Here is a 22090-nt window from a genome sequence, read left to right on the forward strand (position 1 = left end):
AGTGCATCTGACCATAGAAAATTAAATATAAACAAATGAAAAAAATAGATACATTTTCGCATTATCGTGACGGAAAATCACAAATGCAACGCTTTTTAACAGAACTTGATCCCAGTAATCTTGAATTGCACGATTTCGATTTGTTTGATTGGCTACTCTTTGCTAACAATTTTGCCACTCATGTAAATTATTTTGATAAAAATGATGCAACAACACCTAACGGAACCTGGGAAGGCTTTTTTTTAGGTGCCGATGATTATTCCATTCCGCGTAGGGAAAGTGTTGCTTACAAAAGCCTGAAAAAAGAGGTTACAGAACTTGTCGCTCAATTTGAGAAAGATGGAAGTCTTACGCCTCACATGACGTTATTTATCTGCTTTATTAAGTTGATGGATTTTTCGAAAAAGGCACTTAATAATCTTACCAAAAGACATTTGGATTTCTATTACAATGAAATTCTTCAGATCGAAAAACAAGATGCTAAAGCGGATAAAGTTTATGTGATTTTCGAATTAGCCAAAAAAGCAATCCAGGAAAGAGTGCCGGAAGGGACCTTGCTCGATGCTAAAAAAGATGCAACAGGTAAAAAACGTGTTTTTAAGACCGAAAAAGAACTTATTGCCAGTCAGGCAAAAGTGGTAGAACTTAAAAGCTTTTTAAACGATAAAACAAAAAAAGAACTAAAAATAGCCCGTGCGGTTAATACTTTAGACGGAATCGCCGAAAAACTACCGGAAACCAGTAATTATTGGTGGCCTTTTGGATACAATTCGAACGAATCCAAACCGGATAAATCGGACTTTAAAGAACTTGAAAATGCCAAACTGGGTTTTTCAATCGCTTCCTCATTGCTAAATTTAAAAGAAGGAGAACGTACCGTAACCGTTACGATTAGCTTTCGAGACAACGGAACCTCAAAATTAGCAGCTTTACGACTTGATGAAATTGAAAACAATATCAAATTGTTTTATAGTGGTGAAAAAGAATGGGTATCCGGTAGTGCAATAAGATGTACTGTAAACGACGCTAAAAGTTTAGTGTTAACCTTTACGCTAACGAAAAATTTTCCGGCCGTGGTGGGCTATAATAAAGAAGTGCTGGGCGGAACATTCCTGACCGATTTTGCCATTGCGCGATTTATGATCGAAGGAAACAGGTATTATGACCTTTATGAGGCACTGGCTGAAAAAGAAATCGAAAACGTAGTTATTGCCGTTGATGTAAAAGGAGTGAAATCCATTTTGGTTGAAAACGACAGTAGTGCGCTAAATCCGGAAAAAGATTATTTCCCATTTACCGGACAACCGGTAACAGGATCTAATTTTTACATTAAGTATCCGGAGATGTTTGCTAAAAAATGGGATAAAGCATCGATTACAATCAATTGGAAAAATACGCCGGAATCGATAAGAGATCTTTATCAGGGCTATACGATTAAGCCCAATGTTGTGGTTTCGAAAAATTCGTTTAGCGCTGCTAAAACGAAGAGTTCCGTTGTGGTTCAAGATGATCATTTTAAAGCGAATGTATTTCTTCTAGAAAAAGAAGGATGGGCTATAAAAGGAACAGACATCCATTTGTACCAAAAAACGGAAACCGGGTATCAAACGAATTTTACGATCCAAAACTCAGGTTCAGTTGCGGGTACTTCTGAATCGATCCGATTAACCTTAAAACAATCGGCGTTACAGGATGTGTATCCAAAATTATATACACTGGCATTAACCAGCGGTGAGACTAATATTCTGATCCCGAATGAACCATATATCCCGGTAACCGAAAATGTCGAGTTGAACTATTCGGCTTCAGAAAGCGCTTATACGGGCCGAACTACTTTGGTAAAGAATGTAAAAGCATTAAACATACTCGACACCGTTGCCACGAACCGAAGTGTTCTGGCAAAGAATGTAAAATCATTAAACCTGGATAGCGTTGCTGTAAAGCCAAACATTCTGGTAAACAGTGTGAAATCGGCAAAAAACAAAGAAGTAACCTTGTTTTATGAAGATGCATTTGGTCAGTTCGAAAAAGAAATGGCTGCACCTAGTATTGTGCCGGTTCACGAAGTTGGAGGCGAATTATTCATTTGCTTAGATGCCAAACCAAGTGAAACGGTATCGCTGTTAATCCAGGCTTTGGAAGGAAGTGAAAACACCTTGGCCGATACCTTCGAAGAGAATGAAAATATTCAATGGGATATTCTTTCTAAGAATACATGGAGAACCCTTAGAAATGATATCCTGACTAACGAGACGAAACGATTCCTGGAATCTGGAATTGTGAAATTTAAGATTCCGAAGGATATTGATATAAACACAACCTTATTTGAGAAAAAAGGAATATGGATCCGAGCGAAAACAAAACGAAGCTATGACGCCGTATGTAAAATTCAGGGAATTTATACACAAGCGGTTCTGGCTACTTTTCAGAATCAGGATAACGATTTGACACACCTGGATCACGGATTGGAAGCCGGTACGATTGCAAAACTAATTACAAGAGTACCGCAGATCAAATCGGTGAGTCAGCCTTATAATTCTTTCGACGGAAAATATAAAGAAAGCGACGCGGCTTTTTACAGACGTGTTAGTGAACGATTACGTCACAAAAACAGAGCGATTACACAATGGGATTATGAGCAACTTGTTTTGCAGGAATTTCCAGATGTTTTTATGGTGAAATGTTTGAACCATACCTCCGAAAAATCATTTATGGCTCCTGGTCATGTGACCCTGGTTGTGATTCCGAATACAAAAAATAAAAATGCATTCGATAGCTACCAGCCACGAGTAAGTCGGGCCAGCTTGAATAAAATTCAAAACTATGTTAACGGATTAAATTCAATGCATGTGCAGACGCATGTTATCAATCCAAATTATCAGGAAGCCACTGTGAAAATTGAAGCAAGATTCCATAATGAATTTGATGAAGCTTTCTATAGCAAACAATTGGACGAAGATATTAAAAAATTTATATCGCCTTGGGCGTTTGGAGATTCTGATGTTGTTTCGTTTAATATGAAACTTAATGTAAATCAGTTGATTAATTATTTGGAGCAACTTTATTATGTTGACTATATCGACAGTATACAGGTAACGGTTAATGGTGAAATACAGACAAAATATTTAATTGAAGTAGATCCGAAATCCATATTAGTATCCGCAAAACAACATGAAGTGGCTATTGCTAAACAGGTATGTATTTAAACAAAACAAATAGATAAAAATAGATAATTATGTCAGAAAATAGTCATATTAGTATACCTAAAAAAGTTGAAACGGAAGACCAGTTAGATTTTCAGTTCCTACGAAAGACAGGTATTCAATACATAGAAGAACTGGGAAGTAAACTTTGGACCGATTATAATTCTCATGATCCCGGGATCACTACTTTGGAGGTGTTAAGTTATGCCATTACCGATTTAGGGATGCGTATGAATCTTAATATGGAAGATATTTTGTCTTCGAATGAAGCGGGTCAAGGTATTGATAGCCAATTTATTGAGGCGGCCGAAATTCTGCCTTCAAGACCTTTAAATGAGCTGGATTACAGAAAATTGTTTATCGATGTTGGTTTAAAATCAGGAAGCAGCCGCGCTGTAAAAAATTGTTGGTGGCGTCCTCGGACTGAATTGATTTATGCCGATTGTGATTCAACAAAACTGGCGTTAAATCCGGACGATTTAGTAGGTGCAGCCAAAATAAAAAGCTTTCCGGTAAAAGGGCTTTATGATCTTTATGTGGAATATGGAGAAGACCTTGATGGAGAAGAAACAACCGATATATGCGACAGATCGAATACCCGAATCAAAATTCTGGAGCGCTATCATGCCAATAGAAACCTTTGTGAGGATTTAGTTGATATCAAGGAAATTGAAACGCAAAGTATTGCGGTTTGTGCCCGAATTGGCGTTACAAACAAAGCCGATGAAGAACTGGTACACGCTAAAGTATTGCGAAGCATCAACAATTACCTGTCACCGGAAGTACACTTCTATTCCTTAAAACAGATGCTTGACAAAGGCTATACGACCGATCAGATTTTTGACGGACCGCTTTTGGATAATGGTTTTATTGATACAGAAGAACTTAAAAACAGTCAGCTAAGAAAAGAAGTACGGCTGTCCGATATCATCAATGTGATTATGAAAGTTGAAGGCGTTCAGGAAATTAAAGAAATTTCTATCGCCGGATGTGACGGCACTTTACAACAAAGTGACGAATGGGTAATCTGTATTGCAGAAGGAAGAAAACCGGTATTGTGTGACCTAAGTTCTTTTAGCTATTCCAAAGGATCGCTTCCACTAAATATCAACCGTAAAAAAGTAGACGAATACCTGGAAAAGTTCCGTCAGGAACAGGAAGCACTTCGCGAAGATGCACGATTAAACAAAACATTGGAAATCCCTAAGGGAACGGCCTATGACCTGGGGAATTATGCGTCTATTTTAAACGAATTCCCGGATACCTATGGTGTAGGAACCTCCGGAATTATTGGAAATCCAAGTGTGGAAAGAGAAGCACTTGCCAAGCAGTTACAAGGGTATTTGTTGTTTTTTGATAAAGTACTGGCCAGTTATTTCAAACATCTTGAAAAAGTAAAAGAAATATTGAGTGTAAATGGTAAACTGAAAAGAACCTATTTTACTCAGGCGCTTAAAGGAATCAATGGTTTTGAAAGTCTGGTTAAGAATTATGTAACCAACAATGATGATGTACTTACCGATGCTTTATATGAAGAACTGGACAATAGTGTAGAACGAAGAAACGAACTTCTGGATCACCTGATTGCCCGATTTGCAGAAACATTTAGCGATTATACCTTCCTGATGAAAACACTTTACGGAGTGTCTACAGATGAAATTGTATTGCGAAACAAAGAAGTTTTCCTGAGCGAGTACAGTACATTGAGTGCCGATAGAGGATTGGGGCATAATTATACCCTAACCGCCGATGAGGATATATGGAATACCAGTAACGTTTCCGGAGTACAAAAAAGAATTGCGCGATTGTTGGGGATGAAAGACTATAAACACAGAAATGTGTCCCATTCGCCAGTGCAAATTATGGAAGTTACAGAAAACGGTGTTCCGGGCTTTAAATGGAGAGTTAGGGATACTACTGATAATACCATTATTCTAAGTGGTGTAAAAAGCTTTAAGATTGAGTATGGCGCTACAAGTACGTTAAACGAAGCGGTTTATCAAATCATTCAGATTGATCAGGAAGATCTTGAAAACAAGCTGAATGTGACTTTTAATGGCGGTGAACGTATTGGAAACATCTTCGTTCGCAAATCGGAAATGGATAATTTTTATCTGGAAGTTGTAGACGATTCTCTGGAGCCGGTAGTGATCGCATGTCATAAAAGAACAAACCCGTACACGTCGCAGGATACCTTAAAAACAGGAATCCGTAATCTGGTGGATTATTTCAAACATCGCTTTACCGAAGAAGGGATTTTCCTGGTGGATCACATGACGTTAAAACCAACGGTTAAGAATTATGATTTGATGGGTGGTATTGGTTGTATGGCTATTGAAGACACTTTTGTAGTGATGTATGATGGCGATGGTGGCTCTGGTGCTGCCGATCCGAATGCCTTTATGACCACCTGTGAAGACGGTTGTGAGGACGATATTTTTGATCCGTATTCCTACCGTGTCAGTATAATACTTTCCGGATATGCGTATCGTTTTTCAGATTATGATTTTAGACGCTATGCCGAAACGGTTATCCGACAGGAACTTCCGGCGCATGTTTTAGCAAAAATTTGTTGGGTTGGCGACAGACAGGGTGAGATCGAAACAGCTATGAATGATCTGGCGAATTTCGAAAAGACCTATAAAAAATTCCTTCTCGATAAAGCACGAAATAATATTAGCAGTTTGGGAGGCAGTACTACAGCATTATTGAATGCGCTAACCAGCTTAAATAATATCTATAAGCCGGGAAGGCTGTTAGACTGTGCCGTGGACGATAACGACAGTCTGGATGGAAAAATCATACTAGGACAATCAAACATATAAAACAGAAAAAGAATGAACACTAAATTAGATAGTATCACGACCCAGTATAGAAAGTTCAACGTCAATCAGGCGTTAACCGAGGGGCAATTGAATGAGTTTATTGATTATTTTGAAGATCAGGATCGTTTATCAAGAACCAGACTAAGTGGTGTTGGAATTGGTTGCGGCTTTGAAACGGGCTTATTGGCGGATACTGCTGGACGAATCTCAGTGGTAAACCCGGACCATCAACAACAGGTACAACAGGCATTCCGATATATTACGATTTCGCAAGGTGTGGGTATTACCACTGATGGGGATCTGATTACATTGCGTCAAAATATTCCCGGATCAAGATCGAAAGAGGTTAAAATAGACGAGGCCGAAAAAAAATATGCCTACTACAGACCCTATTTGGATACCTATAAATATAAGCATTTCTATAGTGGAAATACACAAATGCCGTTATTGGAATTGTTTACCGAGGAAGACTATAATACTTTGGTAGGAAATGGCGCTACTGCTACTGCCTTTCATCCTGTATCGGGATTGCAACAGGAAGTGCGAAATAAAGTTGTAATTCTATACCTGGAAAGCTATTCTAATGAGGAATCGCCTTGTCAGGATGTGGATTGCGACAATAATGGAGCCGAACAGGTATCGGATCTTAAAGTGCTTTTGGCAAACAGAAGCGACATGGATTTCTATTCCCTTAACAGTAATGCATATGACAGTATTTATCAACAGTATAATAACTACGAGTTACTTTACAACCAGTTAAAAAATATTGAAGTGCCAAGGGTAATTCTGGATAGAAGTGTAACAACAGAATTGGCTTTACGTACAAAATTTCAGAATGCCATTCAGAGTGGTACGCTTATTTCCGACCTGGATTCTAGTTTTAATGATATTGCGGAGATGTTTGATATCACCATGGATTTTGGTGGATTAGACTTAAGAGGAAAACTGGATCAGGTATTAAATACGACTCCATACGATTATCAGTACCGTTATGATTTGCTAAAAGATTTAGTGGATACATACAATGAAATCAAAGGATTGGTATTGCATCTTAAATCCGAATGTTGTCCGGATATCAACGCATTTCAAAAGCACCTTATGTTAGGACTGGTTGGAGCGCCGTTAAATATTGGAGATCATACGATTTACCGTCATAGTTTTTATAATGCGCCAATCACAACCAATGAAGATGAGAACAAAGAAAAACTGATTTCGTTGGCGAACCGTTTTACGCAAAAACTTAAAAATTTCCAATCGTTTAAAGGCCCAATCGTTATTACGCCGTCTAACACCGGGCTTGCGCTAAGTGAAAAAGCCATTCCGTTTTATTATAATGTGAATCTGGATTTGTTAAAAAAATGGAATTTTGAAAAAACAAAAAATTATAAAGAAACCTATAACCTTAGCTACCATAAAACCAATCTGGCAACCGACGATTTTATTCGTAATCCGTTGCTGTACAATATGGATCACAACGATTTTTACAGAGTCGAAGGTTTTGTAGGGATGCCCTATACCATTGCCATGCAAAATATTAATGCCCTTAGGGATAAATATGGATTGGCATTTAAAGTTTCCGGATTATCATTGGAAAAAAGCACTAGCAGATCGCTCAATGCAACGGTTACAACGGCTACTGCCGCAACAGCTACTGTTGCCACTGCGGCAACCACTGGCGCAGTAACCGCTCGGATGAATGGCTTAGATAATGCTACTGCTACTTCGGCTGATGCATCAAGTATTGCTTCGGCTGCATCACCAAGTGATGGATCGACTGTGCCTGATACCCCTGTTTTACCAGTTGGCCCAGAGTTAACAACCATATCCATCAAGGATCTGAGAGCACAATTGGTTTCGATTTCCAGCGATATTAGTAATCAGGTCAATGCACAGCAAACCTTACGAACGATTTCCGGTTTGGATAATCAGTTGAAATTATTAAATACAATCGATTTTAAAGCGGTTGCCGATTCCGGGATTTCAATTGTAACACAAACGGCCAAAGAAGAAAAGGTAGATACCGAATTTTTAGGTGATTTCCTGGATCTGAAATCAGGATTAGAGCATGGTGGCGGTGTACCGTTTGGAGGTACTTTATACTTGATTTACAGATCAGAAGAGCATAATACCGTTTTGGCCGATTTCGCTTTACCGTATTTGTGTTGTTCGAAAAAAGATCCGGTATTTATGGCATTGCCTTCTGCTAAATTATGTCAGAATGATGCAAAAGTTCCATTTACGATTATTCCTTTGGATGGCGACATCAAAGCGAATATCGCCGGTCGGGAAGTGAAAGTTGTTACCAAAACCGCGGGGCAGAATTTCTTCGATCCAAGCCTTGTGGCGGCAGCCGATTTAGGTAAAACAATCAGCTTTACCGTTAACGACGATCCAGTGGAAGCAAAAATGATTGTACATGCATTGCCAAATGTAACAGTAACCGCTTCGGAACCAATTCATGGAGAAGTTCCGGATCATCCGGACGCAGAGGTGACCTTTACTGTTACCGGAACACTTACCAATTTGACCTATGTGATGGATTTTGGTGATGGTAAAAAATCGTCGGGTGCTGTTCCATCAGACGGTAAAATCAGGAATACATACAAACTTGTTGCCGGTCAGGAAGAGACTTTCAGACCAACGATTACCATTTCGAACCCTAACAGTTGTTCTAAAAAATATGATCTTAAACCGATTGTAATTACAGGACAAACCACCGTGAAATGTTTATCCGGTTTAGAAGTTACAATTCAATATCATGACACCAAAGGACCTTGTCCGGGTGGACACGCTTGTAACTCGGCTCGTTTCAAATTATTAGCGAACTCGATCCAACTTGGTAATGCGGCGAACGGAAGTAACATTGTGAACTTAAATAATGGTAGTGCAGCGCTTCAGCCTGGACAGTCTTATGGTGATGGAGAAACTTCTGGAAGATCTCGTAAATGGACTTACAGTATTTCAGCAGCAGAAGCACAAGCTATTGTTGCAGCAAACCAACCTAACGACGGATTCATTTCATTCTCATTGGTTTGTGCAGACAGTTCTTGTCACAGCGGTGTAGCGTGGACTACATTGAAATTAGATGGAGCGGTAATTTATAACGGTTGTCCGAAAAATAACTTCCTGACTATTAACCCTTGTACAGGAGAAATAAAGAAATAATATGAGACTGATCGAACAATATGAAAAAGACGGAATCGTCATTGACGTAAACAGTTTGCTAACCACAAGCGATGCCGTTATCGACATAAAACAAATCATGGTAATGAATAATGAAGAAGTTCTTTTTTGTTTTGATACCGTAGAAGATAGGATTATTATGACGCAATCTGCCGATGCTTTTATAGCAAAATACAAGGACTATTTAGGAACGTTGGAGAAAAAGGCAGCTCATGCGGATACGGGTTGTGGATGCAAAAGTTGTAAGTAATAACATCTTTAAAGGATTTATAAAACGCGTCACGCTTGAATACAATCAGGACAGATACTGCGGGACTTATGTTACCGTAATGGAATACAAAATAACCGCAGTATAACTTCCTGAGAAAGCTGCTAAACCATTTAAATTATTAAAAATGAATTACAATTATCAATTAAATAAGATCGCAACCCAATACCGAAAGTTTAGTAAAGGGCAACGAGTAGAGGATCTACAATTCAACGAGTTCCTGGATTTTTTTGAAGATCAGGACCGCTTGTCCCGGGTTATGATGGAAGGCGTAGGAATTGTGTGTGGTTTAGAGCCACTACCGATTTACGAAAATGGCCTGCTTACCAAAATGATGCTTTCGCAAGGTGTTGCAATCACTACAGATGGGGATTTGCTTACATTAAACAAGAAAAGCAAAACCCAGGATTTAAGTGGCGACACCTATATGAGCGAACTAAAAGACATGACCATCTCCCATAAGGAATTTACACATTGGAGGGTTTATGACAATAGTAAAGCCGTGTATCCGCCATTTTATAATGACGAAACTGAAGATCTGGAGGTAGAGCTTTGGGAATTGGCAACAGCCGAAGAAGCGACAAAGAATTTTAGACCACTGGCTACGCTTGGCGATTTTGGCGACAAATATTTGCTGCTTTATCTTGAAAGTTATGAGAAAGAAGTAAAACCATGTCGTGGCGTGGATTGTGATAATCACGGAATCCAACAAATTCGAAACCTAAAAGTGTTGGTCACGACTAAGGATAGTATAGACCGGATTCTGGCTAAGGATAAGGTTTTCCCGGAACGTGTGATTTCGGGGGACGTAACAACAGCTAAAAAATTAAAACGCGTTATTTTAACGCCGGAATTAAAAACCCCGGAACTGTTAAAACAGGCCTACAAAAATAGTACAACGGAAAGCGATTACAGCTGGATGTTTACAAACATTGATTTTATTTCGGAGAAAATGAACATCCCGTTGGTCGATCGATCCAACTTTGTGAATACGCTAAATCAGCTTGCTAATCAGAATAATAATTTTCAGTATGCCTACGATGTCCTTAAAGACTTAGCGGAAACCTATGCTGAAATTGTCAAACTATTGCCAAGTTCGTTTACAAAAGCGTTGCCCGATGTAGGCTCTTTCCCAAATCACGTGATCCTTGGGAAATTCATTCCAACAGACGGATACGATTATACCAGACATCAGTTTTATAATTCGCCTGTTTTAGACAGTGAAAAAAAGACACTACGGGTTAGGGTGTTAATCGAACGTTTTAATGTATTGACATTATCGTTTCGAAATCCGACCAATAATGGTACTGAAATTACCATTACACCATCACAGAACAAAAGTTCGTTAGGTGATCGTGCCATCCCGTTTTATTACAACATTTCGGATGAGCTTTTGCGCCTTTGGAATTTTGATAAAACTACAAACAGAGCTTTCGATACGAATTTACATTATGATAAAACGAATCTTTCGACTGCGCTTAACGTGCAAATGCCGCTTGATTACAATAGTGACAAGATGCCTTACTATCTTATTGAAGGACATCAGGGTGGTGATTACCGCGAAGTAGTCGACGTGATTCAGACCATAAAAAACACGAAGCAGCTGGGCTTTGAAGTCATGAGTGTGTCACTCGCGCAGCTACAGGATAATAAAGATTTTTATAAGGCTGATTTTGTTGATTATGTTGGCAAAAATCCAGGATTGGAACATAGAGGCGGCGCTTTTAGCGGCAGTACTTTTGTGTTGGTCTATAAATCGGAAGAAGAACCACAGGTTATTGCCGATTTTGTCTTGCCTTATATCTGTTGTACACCAAAAACACCGATTTCATTAAGCCTTCCATCTGCGACGGTTTGTAAAAATGGAAAACCGATGGTCTTTACCGTAACGCCATCAAATGGCGAAGTAAAAGCTGTTGCCAGCAATGGCCTTCTTGGAGGTGTTAGAAAGATCAACGGACAATATATTTTCGATCCCAGCCAGGTTGAAACGGCGTTGCAGAATCAGGAAATCAGTTTTACAGTAAACGGAAAAGCAACCAATTGTAAGGTTAAACTTTTACCAGTACCTGCGGTAACAATCAATGCTGTTAAGTTTGATTATCCGGAAGGCGATTCTACGCGAACAGTTGTGACGTTTAACGTTTCAAATACGAATGGAGTAGAATATGATTATCAATGGGATTTTCTGGGTAATGGTAGCTATGTAGCTTTAAAACCGGATGCTGCTGGGAATGTTAAAAATATATTCTTTAATGTCGCCCGAAGAAATCCGATCACGGTGTTGGTTTCAACAGCTAATGGTTGTTCTCAGGTGGTAACGCTTCCAAACTGGTACGTGCCCCAACAACCACAAACCGGTACACCGCCTACGGTAAGTCTTACGCCTTCACATACAAACTTATATGTACCCGGAGGAAATTATGTGAAAATTTATAGAGAAGTAACACCGGGCACAGGCCTCATTACGGATGCAAGTTATATATGGTCCTGTGATGATCCTAATGTAATTATTTCTGGAGGTGCCAGTAATCCGGTAGGTGTTACGTTACCGTCTGCCGGAGTCTTTACGGTTAAGTTAACCATCAGAGATTCGGATGGTTTAGAAGGATCCGCTTCTATTGAGCTTAATGTGAAAACACAGGTAACAATTACCAGTTTGAATGTGAGTCCTTTAGAACCAACTGCAAATGATATAATAGTTCTTAATGCAGTCACGAGTAATCCAAGTAATATTCAGGGATTACAATATCAATGGTATTTTAACGGTGAATCGTTAGTGACTTCAACGTCCAATGGGCATACGTTTACAGGACTTAATCCAGGCGAATATACGGTAGGAGTGCGTTTGATAGCTAGCGACGGAGATTATCATTCATCGGAATTGCATACGGTTCCGGTAATAGTAAGACAAGCGTCAACGCCAACGGGCAACGGAACCTCCTTTATTGCGGGTACCAAAATTAGTATGATAACCGGACCGAGTAAGAATATAGAAGAGATTCAAGTGGGGGATACTTTAAAATCGTATACGGGTGCGGTTAAGGTAATCGCTAAGGTTGATTATATGGCAAATGTAAGATTATACCGCTTGAATGATGAAGTACCTTTTATGACAGGGCCACATCCTGTTCGTACAGAAAGCGGATGGAAGTCTTACCAGCCGGAAGAAACAAAATTACATCTTCCGACGCTACCAATAGGTACGTTGGCTTTAGGAGACATACTCTTACGGGAGTTTGAAAAAAGAGAACCGTTGCAAAACAACGAATTTATAACTGGAAATTATCGGGTGTATAATCTTCAGGTGAGTGGAGCAAATGACTATTTTGCCAATGGCTATTCGGTTTATAGTGAAATTGCACAGCCTACATAGGCATTGTAGTCGAACGTAGTAGGTTAAATTAATTGGGGTAGTGAGCAGGTTGAGGTTGTTTTATGACAGGTAAACGAAGGGCCGAAAGGCCCGACGTTTCTGTTTGTTTGATTTTTTGAGAATTTAAAGAAACCACGTTAATGGTTGGAGGGATATTTTACTATCGCCGGTTGTTTTTGCGTCTTGTACTTATAATGTTAAACAGTTTGGCTACATCTTTCAGATGTATTTCAAAATCGTTGTAATAATCATTTAAGGAATGCAGCGTAATAATTCCGTTTTCCACATCGTGGTTGATGATACGTTTTACCAGAATACCTTTTTCCTTATGGATAATTACAAAGTCCCATTTGTTATAATGCAGTTTGCTCATCCAGAAATCCTGTCTGATATTTCTGCATAATAAAATGTCGCCTTCAAGGTAACTCTCATAGGATCCGTTGTCCATACTGTCGCCTTTGACTTCAAAGCACATGTATTCGCCACGATGCTCGACGTCGTCTGTGAATGGAATAGTAGGTAGGCTCTCCGTGAATTCTTCATCGGCAAAGCCATTCAGGTAACCGGCTTGCGCGTATTGATTTACAAGCGGCACGTTCATAATCTTTAAATCGGAAAAAATTACAGGTGAACCGTTTTCGTTAGTCTCCTTTTGTTTTTTGGCTAACAGACTTTTCATGAAAAATGCGGTCGTCTCGGGGATTTTTCGTTCGCCTTTTTCCCAGTACTGTATCGCTCTAATACCGACGCCAATCGATTTTGATAGCTCAGACTGCTTCATGTTCAAGTTTTTTCTGATTTCTTTGAATTCTAAATAGTTCATAATGAGATTTTTGTAAAAATTAAACAAAATAAAACGCAAATTGTACTCTTTTTTGTTTTGTAAACACGAACAAAATTCGCATATTTGTCGTGTAGCATTTAACATTGATGCAAATATACGAAATATATGCAACATTTAACAGTGTCTTTTTTATCCGTGTAATTAGGTGAGGCTCTTAGAATACAGTGTTTTATTTTGTTTCATTGGGTTGTAGGTGTAAAATGTGAAAACACGAACATAGTGCGTAATCGTGCGCATTTAAATTTTTTTATGGAACTATTTGCGTAAAAACTATACTAAATATAAAATTTATTTTAATCAATTTCTTTAAACAACCAAATTATTTATCAACCATGAAAAGAAACCGAGAATTAATTGAAAAACGAAAAGAATTCGTTACGAACTATGTGACGGATAATCAAAGCAAGCAAATGAAGGTAATTGTCAATGAATTGACAGAGATGTTGTTTTTATCAGAGCGTACTATTTACAACATCCTTACTGACGATCAAAATGATTACTGAAATTGTATGTCTTGATAAAGGATGGAACCTGTTCTGGTTCTGTCAGGATAACAAAGAACCGGATTCCTTTGGTTCGGTTGTGTATAAAGCCGGAAACTGCAATAAAAGGCTGTTTAAAATGGAACTGCCATTATAAAAGAATAACAGACGGTGACGTGCCGGGTGTAGCAAGCAGTTAAGTACATTTCTAAAAAAGGGTAACGCCTCTTTGGTTTCTGAAAACAGGCCTGTAAGCCCGTTTTAAGAGACCTGAATCAATGACTATTGTTTCGTGGCGCCTTACAGATACTAAAAAAATAAAGCGAAAAAAGAATAGGTTTTTTAAGCATTGGCTTGAAGAGCAGAGGACTTTTTTGTGCTTTTTGAAACGATACTCCTTTTAGATTAAAGCTTACCAGAACTATAAATACAAATGAAAACCCTAAATAACTATGAAAAGAAAAAAGAAAGCAACTAAAGGAAAGAAAGGAGTGTTTGATGAGCAGGAAAAAGATATTGACGATATTATTGATGATATCGCCTATTTGGATGAACGTCAGAACATTAAAAAAAGCAAAAGCTTTTTAGATAATATGTACCTGATAAATAAGGAAGAATGAATTTGGAAAACTTCAAAATCCTATTTATTGGGACAGCAGTAGCTTTTTCAGGTGGACTATTGCGCGTGTTGATTTCAATCCAGAATAAAGAAAAAAAGCAGCCCTGGGAACACATTGTAACATTGTTGATTGTGATAATCGTGGGCTTTACGATGAGTTATGTCATGCATAAAGCGAATGTAAACGACAAGTGGTATTCCACAGGGATGCTTTTTGTTCTGGGTTATGGGTATGATAAATTTCTCAAAATGATTACCACAAATCTTCCAAGCTGGATCGATAAAGCGGTAAAAGCCTATATCGAAAAAACATACGGAGTTAATACAGACAAAAACCCAAATGAGAAAGAAGATAATAACGATGTGAAATAGTTTAAAAAAAGGATAACAGATGAAAATAATAAGTCATGATTTTCCTGAAGATCAATATTACAGGGAAGTCACAAAAAAAAAAGGAATTGTGCTGCATCATACCGTCTCTGGCGACTCGGTCTTGGGCGATATCGAATGGTGGAAATCCACTGCGGAACGTGTTGCAACACCTATAATCATCGCTAGAGATGGCGGAATCCATCAGTTGTATTCCTCACAATATTGGGCCCATCATTTAGGAATAAAACAGGAACACTTTAAACGATTCGAGCTTCCGGCGTTAAACACCCAGCGCAATAAAGAATTTATCGGGATTGAACTCGATAGCTGGGGCGGATTGACCACTAAAAATGGCAAGTTTTATTCGTTCTCTGGTCAGGAGGTAAAAAAAGAAAATGTGACGTTTTATGAAAAAGCATTCCGGGGTTACCAGTATTTTGAAAAATATACCACGGCTCAGATCGCATCCTTAAAGGAACTATTGGAATATTGGGGCGAACGGTATGCAATTCCGTTAAGCTATAAAGGACCGATTATGTTCGAATTCAACAAAAGAGCTTTAAGCGGCGAAAGCGGAATTTGGGCACATGTTTCTTTCAGACCGGATAAATCCGATGTGCATCCGCAGAAAGAACTCATCGATATGCTGAAAGCATTGGCATAAAAAATTGAAAACGCGATATAAAAACGAAGAAAATGAGAGATAAGGTGCTGCTCTATGCTTTTGGTGTTTTGATTCTGATCATTCTGGGACTCAACATTCGAATGTACTTTTTGAAAAAAGAACTCAATGTCGTACTTCAGCAAAAGATTGACGAATTGCAACTGTTAAAAGAACAGAACGTAACGAAATTGGATAGCATCGCGCTTCTGAAAAAAAAGCAGTTAGCGTTGATAGCCGATAAAGAAAAATCACTTTATAAGGAGATTGCATGGGCAAAAGAAAATAATATGCGTTATGAACAAATTAAAAATAACATTAGGAATACTGATGACGCTGACAGCCTGGCCCGCCAGCTCACAAACCGCTATTCAGAAAGATAGTGTCGTGATTGCAAAACACATCGCCCGGAAGGTACTGATCGATCTGGCCGATTACGATCGGTTACGGGAAAATAAGGTCGAAGCAAACCTCGCAAAATGCATCGAAATCCAAAAAGAAAAAGATGTGTTGATCAATTTTATGTCGCAGCAAAATAAGCTTATGGAAAGCTCATTGCTGTTAACAGAAAAGCAGTTACAGGTCAAAGAGGAGCAATATAAAACTGCGAAGGGTTCTTCCGGAAATGGCTTTTTGTATGGCTTGGGCGGCCTGGCTGTTGGCCTGGTGGTTGGCGTACTATTGGTTCACTGATACCACCAAAAATTAAGAGTTGCAACTACAGAATTGAACCACTAAAAAAGTTCAAAACAAAATAAAAATAGTTCAATTTTGTAAAGCCAATACCGAAGTAATATCAAAAACGGTAAGGATGAGACCTACTGCAACTACAGAATTCAAAACCCAAAAATGCCCTGGATTAAAATAAATAGTTGAATTTTGCAAGTGTAAATAAGTAGTAAAATTCTTTCAAATCAAATTCAAAAACAAAATAGCTTTTGCTAATAAAAACAACCAAAAAATACAAATAAATGTTTCAATATGACAATGGTGTATTAAAAACATTTGCACATGAATTATGAAAAATATTACGACAAGACAGGAACTCAAAACGTATTTTGAAGCGGGCGACCGTCCTACGGAGGGAGAGTTTTCAGAGCTGATCGATAGTTATGTTCATTTGAGAGAACTTAATTTCGGATTAACACTGAGACCCTCTGCAGAAACATTCTACAAGTATTATGATTTTTATAAATCAGAAGAACTTCCAAACACTTCGGTGGGGCATTTAATTGTCGAATCGGTAGAAGGTAGAGAACCGGAGTATTTCCAGGGATATAGATACATTATGGGACGAGTAGTGGGATACAAAAAAATGCATATCACTCTGGAAGGTACAGATGATATCATGTTGTATCAGCCAAAGGTGATCATAAAACGCTATAAACAGAAAAAGAAACTGAGGAACGGTAATATGAGAAAGGCCCATTTCGCCGAAGAAAGAGAAATGGATGCGATACAATGGAATCGAAAACCGGTCTATGTCATAGAAGAAAAAGAGTCCGTTCTTGATATGGAACCTATCCATTACTTCAGACCTAATTTTGAAGGAGGATATAAAGAGTTTTCCCCTTCAGGAAGTCTCTTTAAACCTGGCGATTTTAAGTTTAGTAAACATGGAAAGCCTTTTGTCCCGTGTCAGGTTTTGTTAGAAATCATGATCGACGGAAGACCGTACCGATCACAGCCGGTAGCCTTTAAAATGGTTTTAGGATCATCCGGACTGGAAGACGTTATCAATTATAGTATTGGTTAATACACAGAATAAATTGTATCCAGAGGGACGTTCCCTCGAGAGCAACCCTTGAGCTCGCTCTTGGGATGCTAGCCGAGAACGACTCTTGGGGAAACCCTTGAGACGATCCTTGCGAGAACAACCCTTTGGTTTTTTTGAAACCCAAAACAAATTTAAAATATAGAATGCATCCAGAGGGACGTTCCCTCGAGAGCAACCCTTGAGCTCGCTCTTGGGATGCTAGCCGAGAACGACTCTTGGGGAAACCCTTGAGACGATCCTTGCGAGAACAACCCTTTGGTTTTTTTGAAACCCAAAACGAAATTAAAATATAGAATGCATCCAGAGGGACGTTCCCTCGAGAGCAACCCTAGAGCTCGCTCTTGGGATGCTAGCCGAGAACGACTCTTGGGGAGACCCTTGAGACGATCCTTGCGAGAACAACCCTTTGGTTTTTTTGAAACCCCAAAAAAAAATATATAAATCTTGCCCGGTAGGACGTTCCGTTTTTTTGAGAATAACTTTTAATGTGGAGCACATTAATCTGCTACTTCGCGGGATTCTTCCCGGGAATGACTCCGAAAAATTAATAAGGTGATTGGTTTGAGGACGTCCTTCTGGCAGGGTTTCACAGTCTCTAAAGTTTACAAAAAATAACAGTTTGTAAATTTTACTGCACTATCCAGGTACTGATCGGGATTCGCTCCAGATGAAATAATCCGTTTAGCACTAACGAATCCAAATGCCCCTAAAATTTGCAACGTATTCCTGCGGACTTCGTTTTTCGAAACGGTTGCAATCACAATTCCACTAAAAATACCTTTTTAGTACATCAACTTTAGAGTAATAAATTTTATAAATACAAGTATATGGCGACACCTCTTAATGACATATTACAGTGGTTCTTACAAGGTAAGAAACCAACACAGTCAAATTTTGACGAAACATTCCGGTCTTTCTGGCATAAGGATGAGATCATTCCGGCAAACAAAATCGCAGGGCTTGATACGAGTCAGATGGTGGCAAAAACAGAATTTACAGCACACCTTGCCGATCAGCAGGCGCATGCTGCTTTACTGGCTATCAAAGAAAATATCGGAAACAAACAAAACAGTCTGACACCAGACAACACGGGAACAAAATTTCCAACCGTTGATGCGGTAAATGGAGCTATTGGAAATATTGCAAATGCAATCGACATCATAAACGGACACGCAGTATAATGGGAACAATTGCAGATAAACTAATTTATTTAGGACAAACAAAAACAGAAATACGAAATGCCATGGCAGCTAAAGGCGTGATCATTCCTGAGGAAGCACCTTTTAGAGATTATGCCGGAAAGATTTTAGAGATTAAAACAGAAACCGGAGAAAACCCGATGCAATGGAAACGCCCGACCGATTGGTTGCGCATCGAAGACAAGGTAGTCGCCGGTAATCAGAAATTTGTAGGATTACACGCCATATTTGAAGATAGTAATTTTGTGTCGTTTTCGGCCACGGGTAATTATACTGTGGATTGGGGCGATGGTGTAACCGAAAATTATACTTCGGGTGCTCAGGCCTATCATATTTATTCGTACAGTTCGTTCGCAGGAACGGAAAGTACACGCGGTTATCGTCAGGCTATTGTTACGGTGACACCTCAAACCGGGCAAAATCTGACCAACGTAAACTTACAACGAAAACACAAACAGGCCGGTTTGAATACATACAGTACCGGATGGTTGGATATCCGGGTGAGCGGATCATCAATGACCAGCATGAATATTGGAGGATCGGTAGTGACGAATGCCTATTTGGAAGCATTTAATTATGTAGGAGGAAGTTCGATAACCAGTTACAATCGCTTTTTTTACGGATGTTCACAATTACAATCCGTAGCATTCTCCGACACGGCAAAGGGTAGCGATTTTAGCTCGATGTTTGAATCCTGTACCTTTTTAAAAACTGTTCCGTTATTCGATACGGCAAACGGAACGAATTTTAGCGGGATGTTCTACGGATGTCCATCGCTACAAAGTGTTCCGGCATTCGATACGGGCAAAGGATTGGATTTTAGTATCATGTTTTCATTATGTACATCGCTCCAAAGCGTTCCGGCATTAAACACTATAAATGCAACGACATTCATTAGCATGTTCGAAGGGTGTACTTCTTTGAGAGCCATTCCTCTGTTGAACACGTCAAAAGTGACCGATTTTAGTTATATGTTCCAGGGATGTATTTCCTTACAAACCGTGCCGTTATTCGATACGGCAAAAGGAACAGATTTTAGTAATATGTTCTCCGGATGTACGGGATTACAAACGATTCCTTTATTTAAAGCCTCTGGGGTAACAACTTTTGCAAGCATGTTTACCAATTGTGCTTCGCTGAATAAAGCAGGATTATCAGGTACCAAAAACACGGTTTCCTATGCGGGTTGCAAACTTTCTAAGGCCGCTTTGGTTGAAGTATTCAGTAACCTGGCATCGGGCGTAACCTCAAAAACGATAACCATTACAAATAACTGGGGAGCACCATTGTTAACCGCGAGCGATAAAGCGATTGCGACCGGTAAAGGATGGACTATTGTAGGATAAAACAAATCAAATTATGATAACAAATACAACCGAATTTTTTATTGAAATAATTGCCGAAGAAGGAAGGGAATTATTTAACGGAGAACAAGTCGCAAACAGAGTTACAGCACCTGTTGGTACCGATTTAAGCGATTGGATCGAAAGAGAGCCGGTACAAGCGATTATCACGGAATCATAAACTGTTTTCGATAACGTATCTGTATCGACAGCATTATATCGGTTACCGCTAAAAATAGACGAATCAGCAATTACTAATAAACAACAAGTAATATAATGGGAACAATTGCAGACAAACTAACCTATTTAGGACAAACGAAAGCTGAAATTCGGGATGCGATTATCGCAAAAGGAGTAACGATTCCGGAAGAAATAGCCTTTCGGGAATATGCCGGAAAAATCCGCGAGATCTCTGCTGATGGTAATGAAGATCCGGTCGAATGGAAACGCCCGGACGAATGGTTACGCATTGAAAACAGGGTGGAAGAAGGCGAGCAAAAGTTTGTAGGATTACATGCTGTCTTTGAAGATAGTAATTTTATTACACTGGCGGCTACCGGTGATTATACGGTTGACTGGGGCGATGGAAAGATCGAAAATTTTAGCTCAGGATCGTTGGCTTCACACTTCTATTCGTATGAAGATTTCAAAAAAACAGAAAGATCCCTTGGATACCGTCAGACGATAGTCACTGTGACGCCTCAGAAAGAACACGTACTAACAAGCATCAGTTTACGGGAACGACATCCTAATGTCGGTACGGGGTCGTATAGTTCCGGATGGCTGGATATCCGGGTGAGCGGTGAAACTATTTCCGATTTTAGGATTAGCGGAGGCGCTGTATCACACCGATATCTGGAGTATTTTTGTTTTTTAGGGCATAGTTCCATAACCGATTTTACCAAGTTTTTTGCAGGATGTACCGCTTTACAATCGGTTGCATTGTCGGAATGTACATCCAAAGGAGAAAAATTTAGTCAGATGTTTCAGGAGTGTTTGACTTTAAAAAGCGTTCCCTCTTTTGATACGACAAGCGGCGTTGATTTTAGTAGCATGTTTGCGAGTTGTTACGACTTACAAACGGTTGGGTTATTGGAGACTTCAAGAGGACGCGATTTTAGTTATATGTTCCAGAATTGCTTTTCTCTGCTAACTGTTCCGCAGTTCGATACGTCCGAAGGCGTTACTTTTTTTAACATGTTTATGTCGTGTGTCGGTCTTAAAAGTGTACCGTTATTAAACACGGCAAACGGAACGGATTTCGGATATATGTTTGGAACGTGTATCGGTCTTAAAAGCATACCGTTGTTAAACCTGGCAAATGGAACGAATTTCGAATACATGCTTGCATCCTGTTACAGGCTGGAAAACGTTCCAGTATTGGATACGTCCAAAGGTGAGAATTTTTACGCCATGTTTGCCAACTGTGTTTTACTGGAAAGGATCCCATTAATAGACACTTCAAGCGGAACTAATTTTTATGCCATGTTTATGAACTGTAGTTCCCTGAAAACAATTCCGCCTCTAAATACATCTAATGGGAATATTTTTTCCAATATGTTTAACAGATGCCTGAGGTTGCAAAACATTCCCTACCTCGATACTTCAAGTGGAGTTGATTTTAGTGTAATGTTTGTGGAATGCAATGCATTAGAGTCTATTCCGGCTTTGAAAACGGAAAAAGGAACGAGTTTTATCGGCATGTTTGGCAATTGTGGAAACTTAAGTAAAGCCACATTAGCAGAAATCAGAAAATCAATTGATTATAGTAGCTGTAAGCTTTCGAGAAATGCTCTGGCTGATATTTTTAAACATTTGGGATCAGGGGAAGATCGTCCGACAATTACCATTACCAATAACTGGGGTGTTCCTTTTCTGGCACCGGAAGATCGGGATGTTGCGATTAAAAAAGGATGGATTATCGTGGAATAAAAAATA

Annotated in this window: 18 protein-coding genes; 17 read left to right on the forward strand and 1 reads right to left on the reverse strand. The window is 39.1% G+C overall.

Going from position 1 to position 22090, the window contains the following annotated elements:
* Window positions 1-35 precede the first annotated feature (35 nt).
* The 5 genes from ABFU83_RS17375 (at window position 36) to ABFU83_RS17395 (ending at window position 12855) form a co-directional block, all read left to right on the forward strand.
* Window positions 36-3206: a baseplate J/gp47 family protein gene (locus ABFU83_RS17375; protein ID WP_347067789.1), complete on the forward strand. Its 3171-nt coding sequence runs from the start codon at window positions 36-38 to the stop codon at window positions 3204-3206.
* A gap of 29 nt (window positions 3207-3235) precedes the next feature.
* Window positions 3236-6028: a hypothetical protein gene (locus ABFU83_RS17380; protein WP_347067791.1), complete on the forward strand. Its 2793-nt coding sequence runs from the start codon at window positions 3236-3238 to the stop codon at window positions 6026-6028.
* A 12-nt stretch (window positions 6029-6040) separates the two neighbouring features.
* Window positions 6041-9193 carry a hypothetical protein gene (locus ABFU83_RS17385; protein WP_347067793.1) on the forward strand — a complete coding sequence of 1051 codons (3153 nt, stop codon included), beginning with the start codon at window positions 6041-6043 and terminating at the stop codon, window positions 9191-9193.
* Window position 9194: 1 nt separating this feature from the next.
* Entirely contained in the window at window positions 9195-9461 is a 267-nt protein-coding gene (locus ABFU83_RS17390; protein ID WP_347067795.1) for a hypothetical protein, read from the forward strand.
* A 145-nt stretch (window positions 9462-9606) separates the two neighbouring features.
* Window positions 9607-12855 carry a PKD domain-containing protein gene (locus ABFU83_RS17395; protein ID WP_347067797.1) on the forward strand — a complete coding sequence of 1083 codons (3249 nt, stop codon included), beginning with the start codon at window positions 9607-9609 and terminating at the stop codon, window positions 12853-12855.
* A gap of 160 nt (window positions 12856-13015) precedes the next feature.
* Here ABFU83_RS17395 and ABFU83_RS17400 read toward each other — a convergent pair whose 3' ends face one another.
* Entirely contained in the window at window positions 13016-13636 is a 621-nt protein-coding gene (locus ABFU83_RS17400) for a LexA family transcriptional regulator (RefSeq protein ID WP_347067799.1), read from the reverse strand.
* Between the two features lie 395 nt (window positions 13637-14031).
* Between ABFU83_RS17400 and ABFU83_RS17405 the strand changes: the two genes are divergently transcribed.
* From ABFU83_RS17405 to ABFU83_RS17460, 12 genes are all read left to right on the forward strand, one after another.
* On the forward strand, window positions 14032-14202 hold the full coding sequence (locus ABFU83_RS17405) for a hypothetical protein (protein WP_168732850.1): 171 nt from the start codon (window positions 14032-14034) through the stop codon (window positions 14200-14202).
* Entirely contained in the window at window positions 14192-14338 is a 147-nt protein-coding gene (locus ABFU83_RS17410; protein WP_347067801.1) for a hypothetical protein, read from the forward strand. Before ABFU83_RS17405 ends, ABFU83_RS17410 begins: the two co-directional genes overlap by 11 nt.
* A 295-nt stretch (window positions 14339-14633) precedes the next feature.
* Window positions 14634-14801 (forward strand): hypothetical protein, encoded by a 168-nt coding sequence (locus ABFU83_RS17415; protein ID WP_168732849.1) that lies wholly within the window; start codon window positions 14634-14636, stop codon window positions 14799-14801.
* Window positions 14798-15172: a hypothetical protein gene (locus ABFU83_RS17420; protein WP_347067804.1), complete on the forward strand. Its 375-nt coding sequence runs from the start codon at window positions 14798-14800 to the stop codon at window positions 15170-15172. Before ABFU83_RS17415 ends, ABFU83_RS17420 begins: the two co-directional genes overlap by 4 nt.
* Window positions 15173-15191: 19 nt before the next feature.
* Window positions 15192-15836 (forward strand): N-acetylmuramoyl-L-alanine amidase, encoded by a 645-nt coding sequence (locus ABFU83_RS17425; RefSeq protein ID WP_347067805.1) that lies wholly within the window; start codon window positions 15192-15194, stop codon window positions 15834-15836.
* Window positions 15837-15868: 32 nt separating this feature from the next.
* Window positions 15869-16216 carry a hypothetical protein gene (locus ABFU83_RS17430; protein ID WP_347067807.1) on the forward strand — a complete coding sequence of 116 codons (348 nt, stop codon included), beginning with the start codon at window positions 15869-15871 and terminating at the stop codon, window positions 16214-16216.
* Window positions 16131-16526, forward strand: a complete 396-nt coding sequence (locus ABFU83_RS17435) for a hypothetical protein (RefSeq protein WP_347067808.1) — start codon at window positions 16131-16133, stop codon at window positions 16524-16526. The genes ABFU83_RS17430 and ABFU83_RS17435 overlap by 86 nt, the downstream gene beginning before the upstream one ends.
* A gap of 325 nt (window positions 16527-16851) precedes the next feature.
* Entirely contained in the window at window positions 16852-17589 is a 738-nt protein-coding gene (locus ABFU83_RS17440) for a hypothetical protein (protein ID WP_347067809.1), read from the forward strand.
* A gap of 848 nt (window positions 17590-18437) precedes the next feature.
* Window positions 18438-18791 (forward strand): hypothetical protein, encoded by a 354-nt coding sequence (locus tag ABFU83_RS17445; RefSeq protein ID WP_347067810.1) that lies wholly within the window; start codon window positions 18438-18440, stop codon window positions 18789-18791.
* Complete coding sequence (locus tag ABFU83_RS17450) at window positions 18791-20155, forward strand: BspA family leucine-rich repeat surface protein (RefSeq protein ID WP_347067811.1); 1365 nt, start codon at window positions 18791-18793, stop codon at window positions 20153-20155. Before ABFU83_RS17445 ends, ABFU83_RS17450 begins: the two co-directional genes overlap by 1 nt.
* 13 nt (window positions 20156-20168) lie before the next feature.
* Window positions 20169-20333 (forward strand): hypothetical protein, encoded by a 165-nt coding sequence (locus tag ABFU83_RS17455; protein ID WP_347067813.1) that lies wholly within the window; start codon window positions 20169-20171, stop codon window positions 20331-20333.
* 95 nt (window positions 20334-20428) lie between these two features.
* Window positions 20429-22084: a BspA family leucine-rich repeat surface protein gene (locus ABFU83_RS17460; RefSeq protein WP_347067815.1), complete on the forward strand. Its 1656-nt coding sequence runs from the start codon at window positions 20429-20431 to the stop codon at window positions 22082-22084.
* The last annotated feature ends 6 nt before the right edge of the window (window positions 22085-22090 follow it).

The organism is Flavobacterium sp. WV_118_3 (genome assembly GCF_039778605.1).
Taxonomy (GTDB): domain Bacteria; phylum Bacteroidota; class Bacteroidia; order Flavobacteriales; family Flavobacteriaceae; genus Flavobacterium.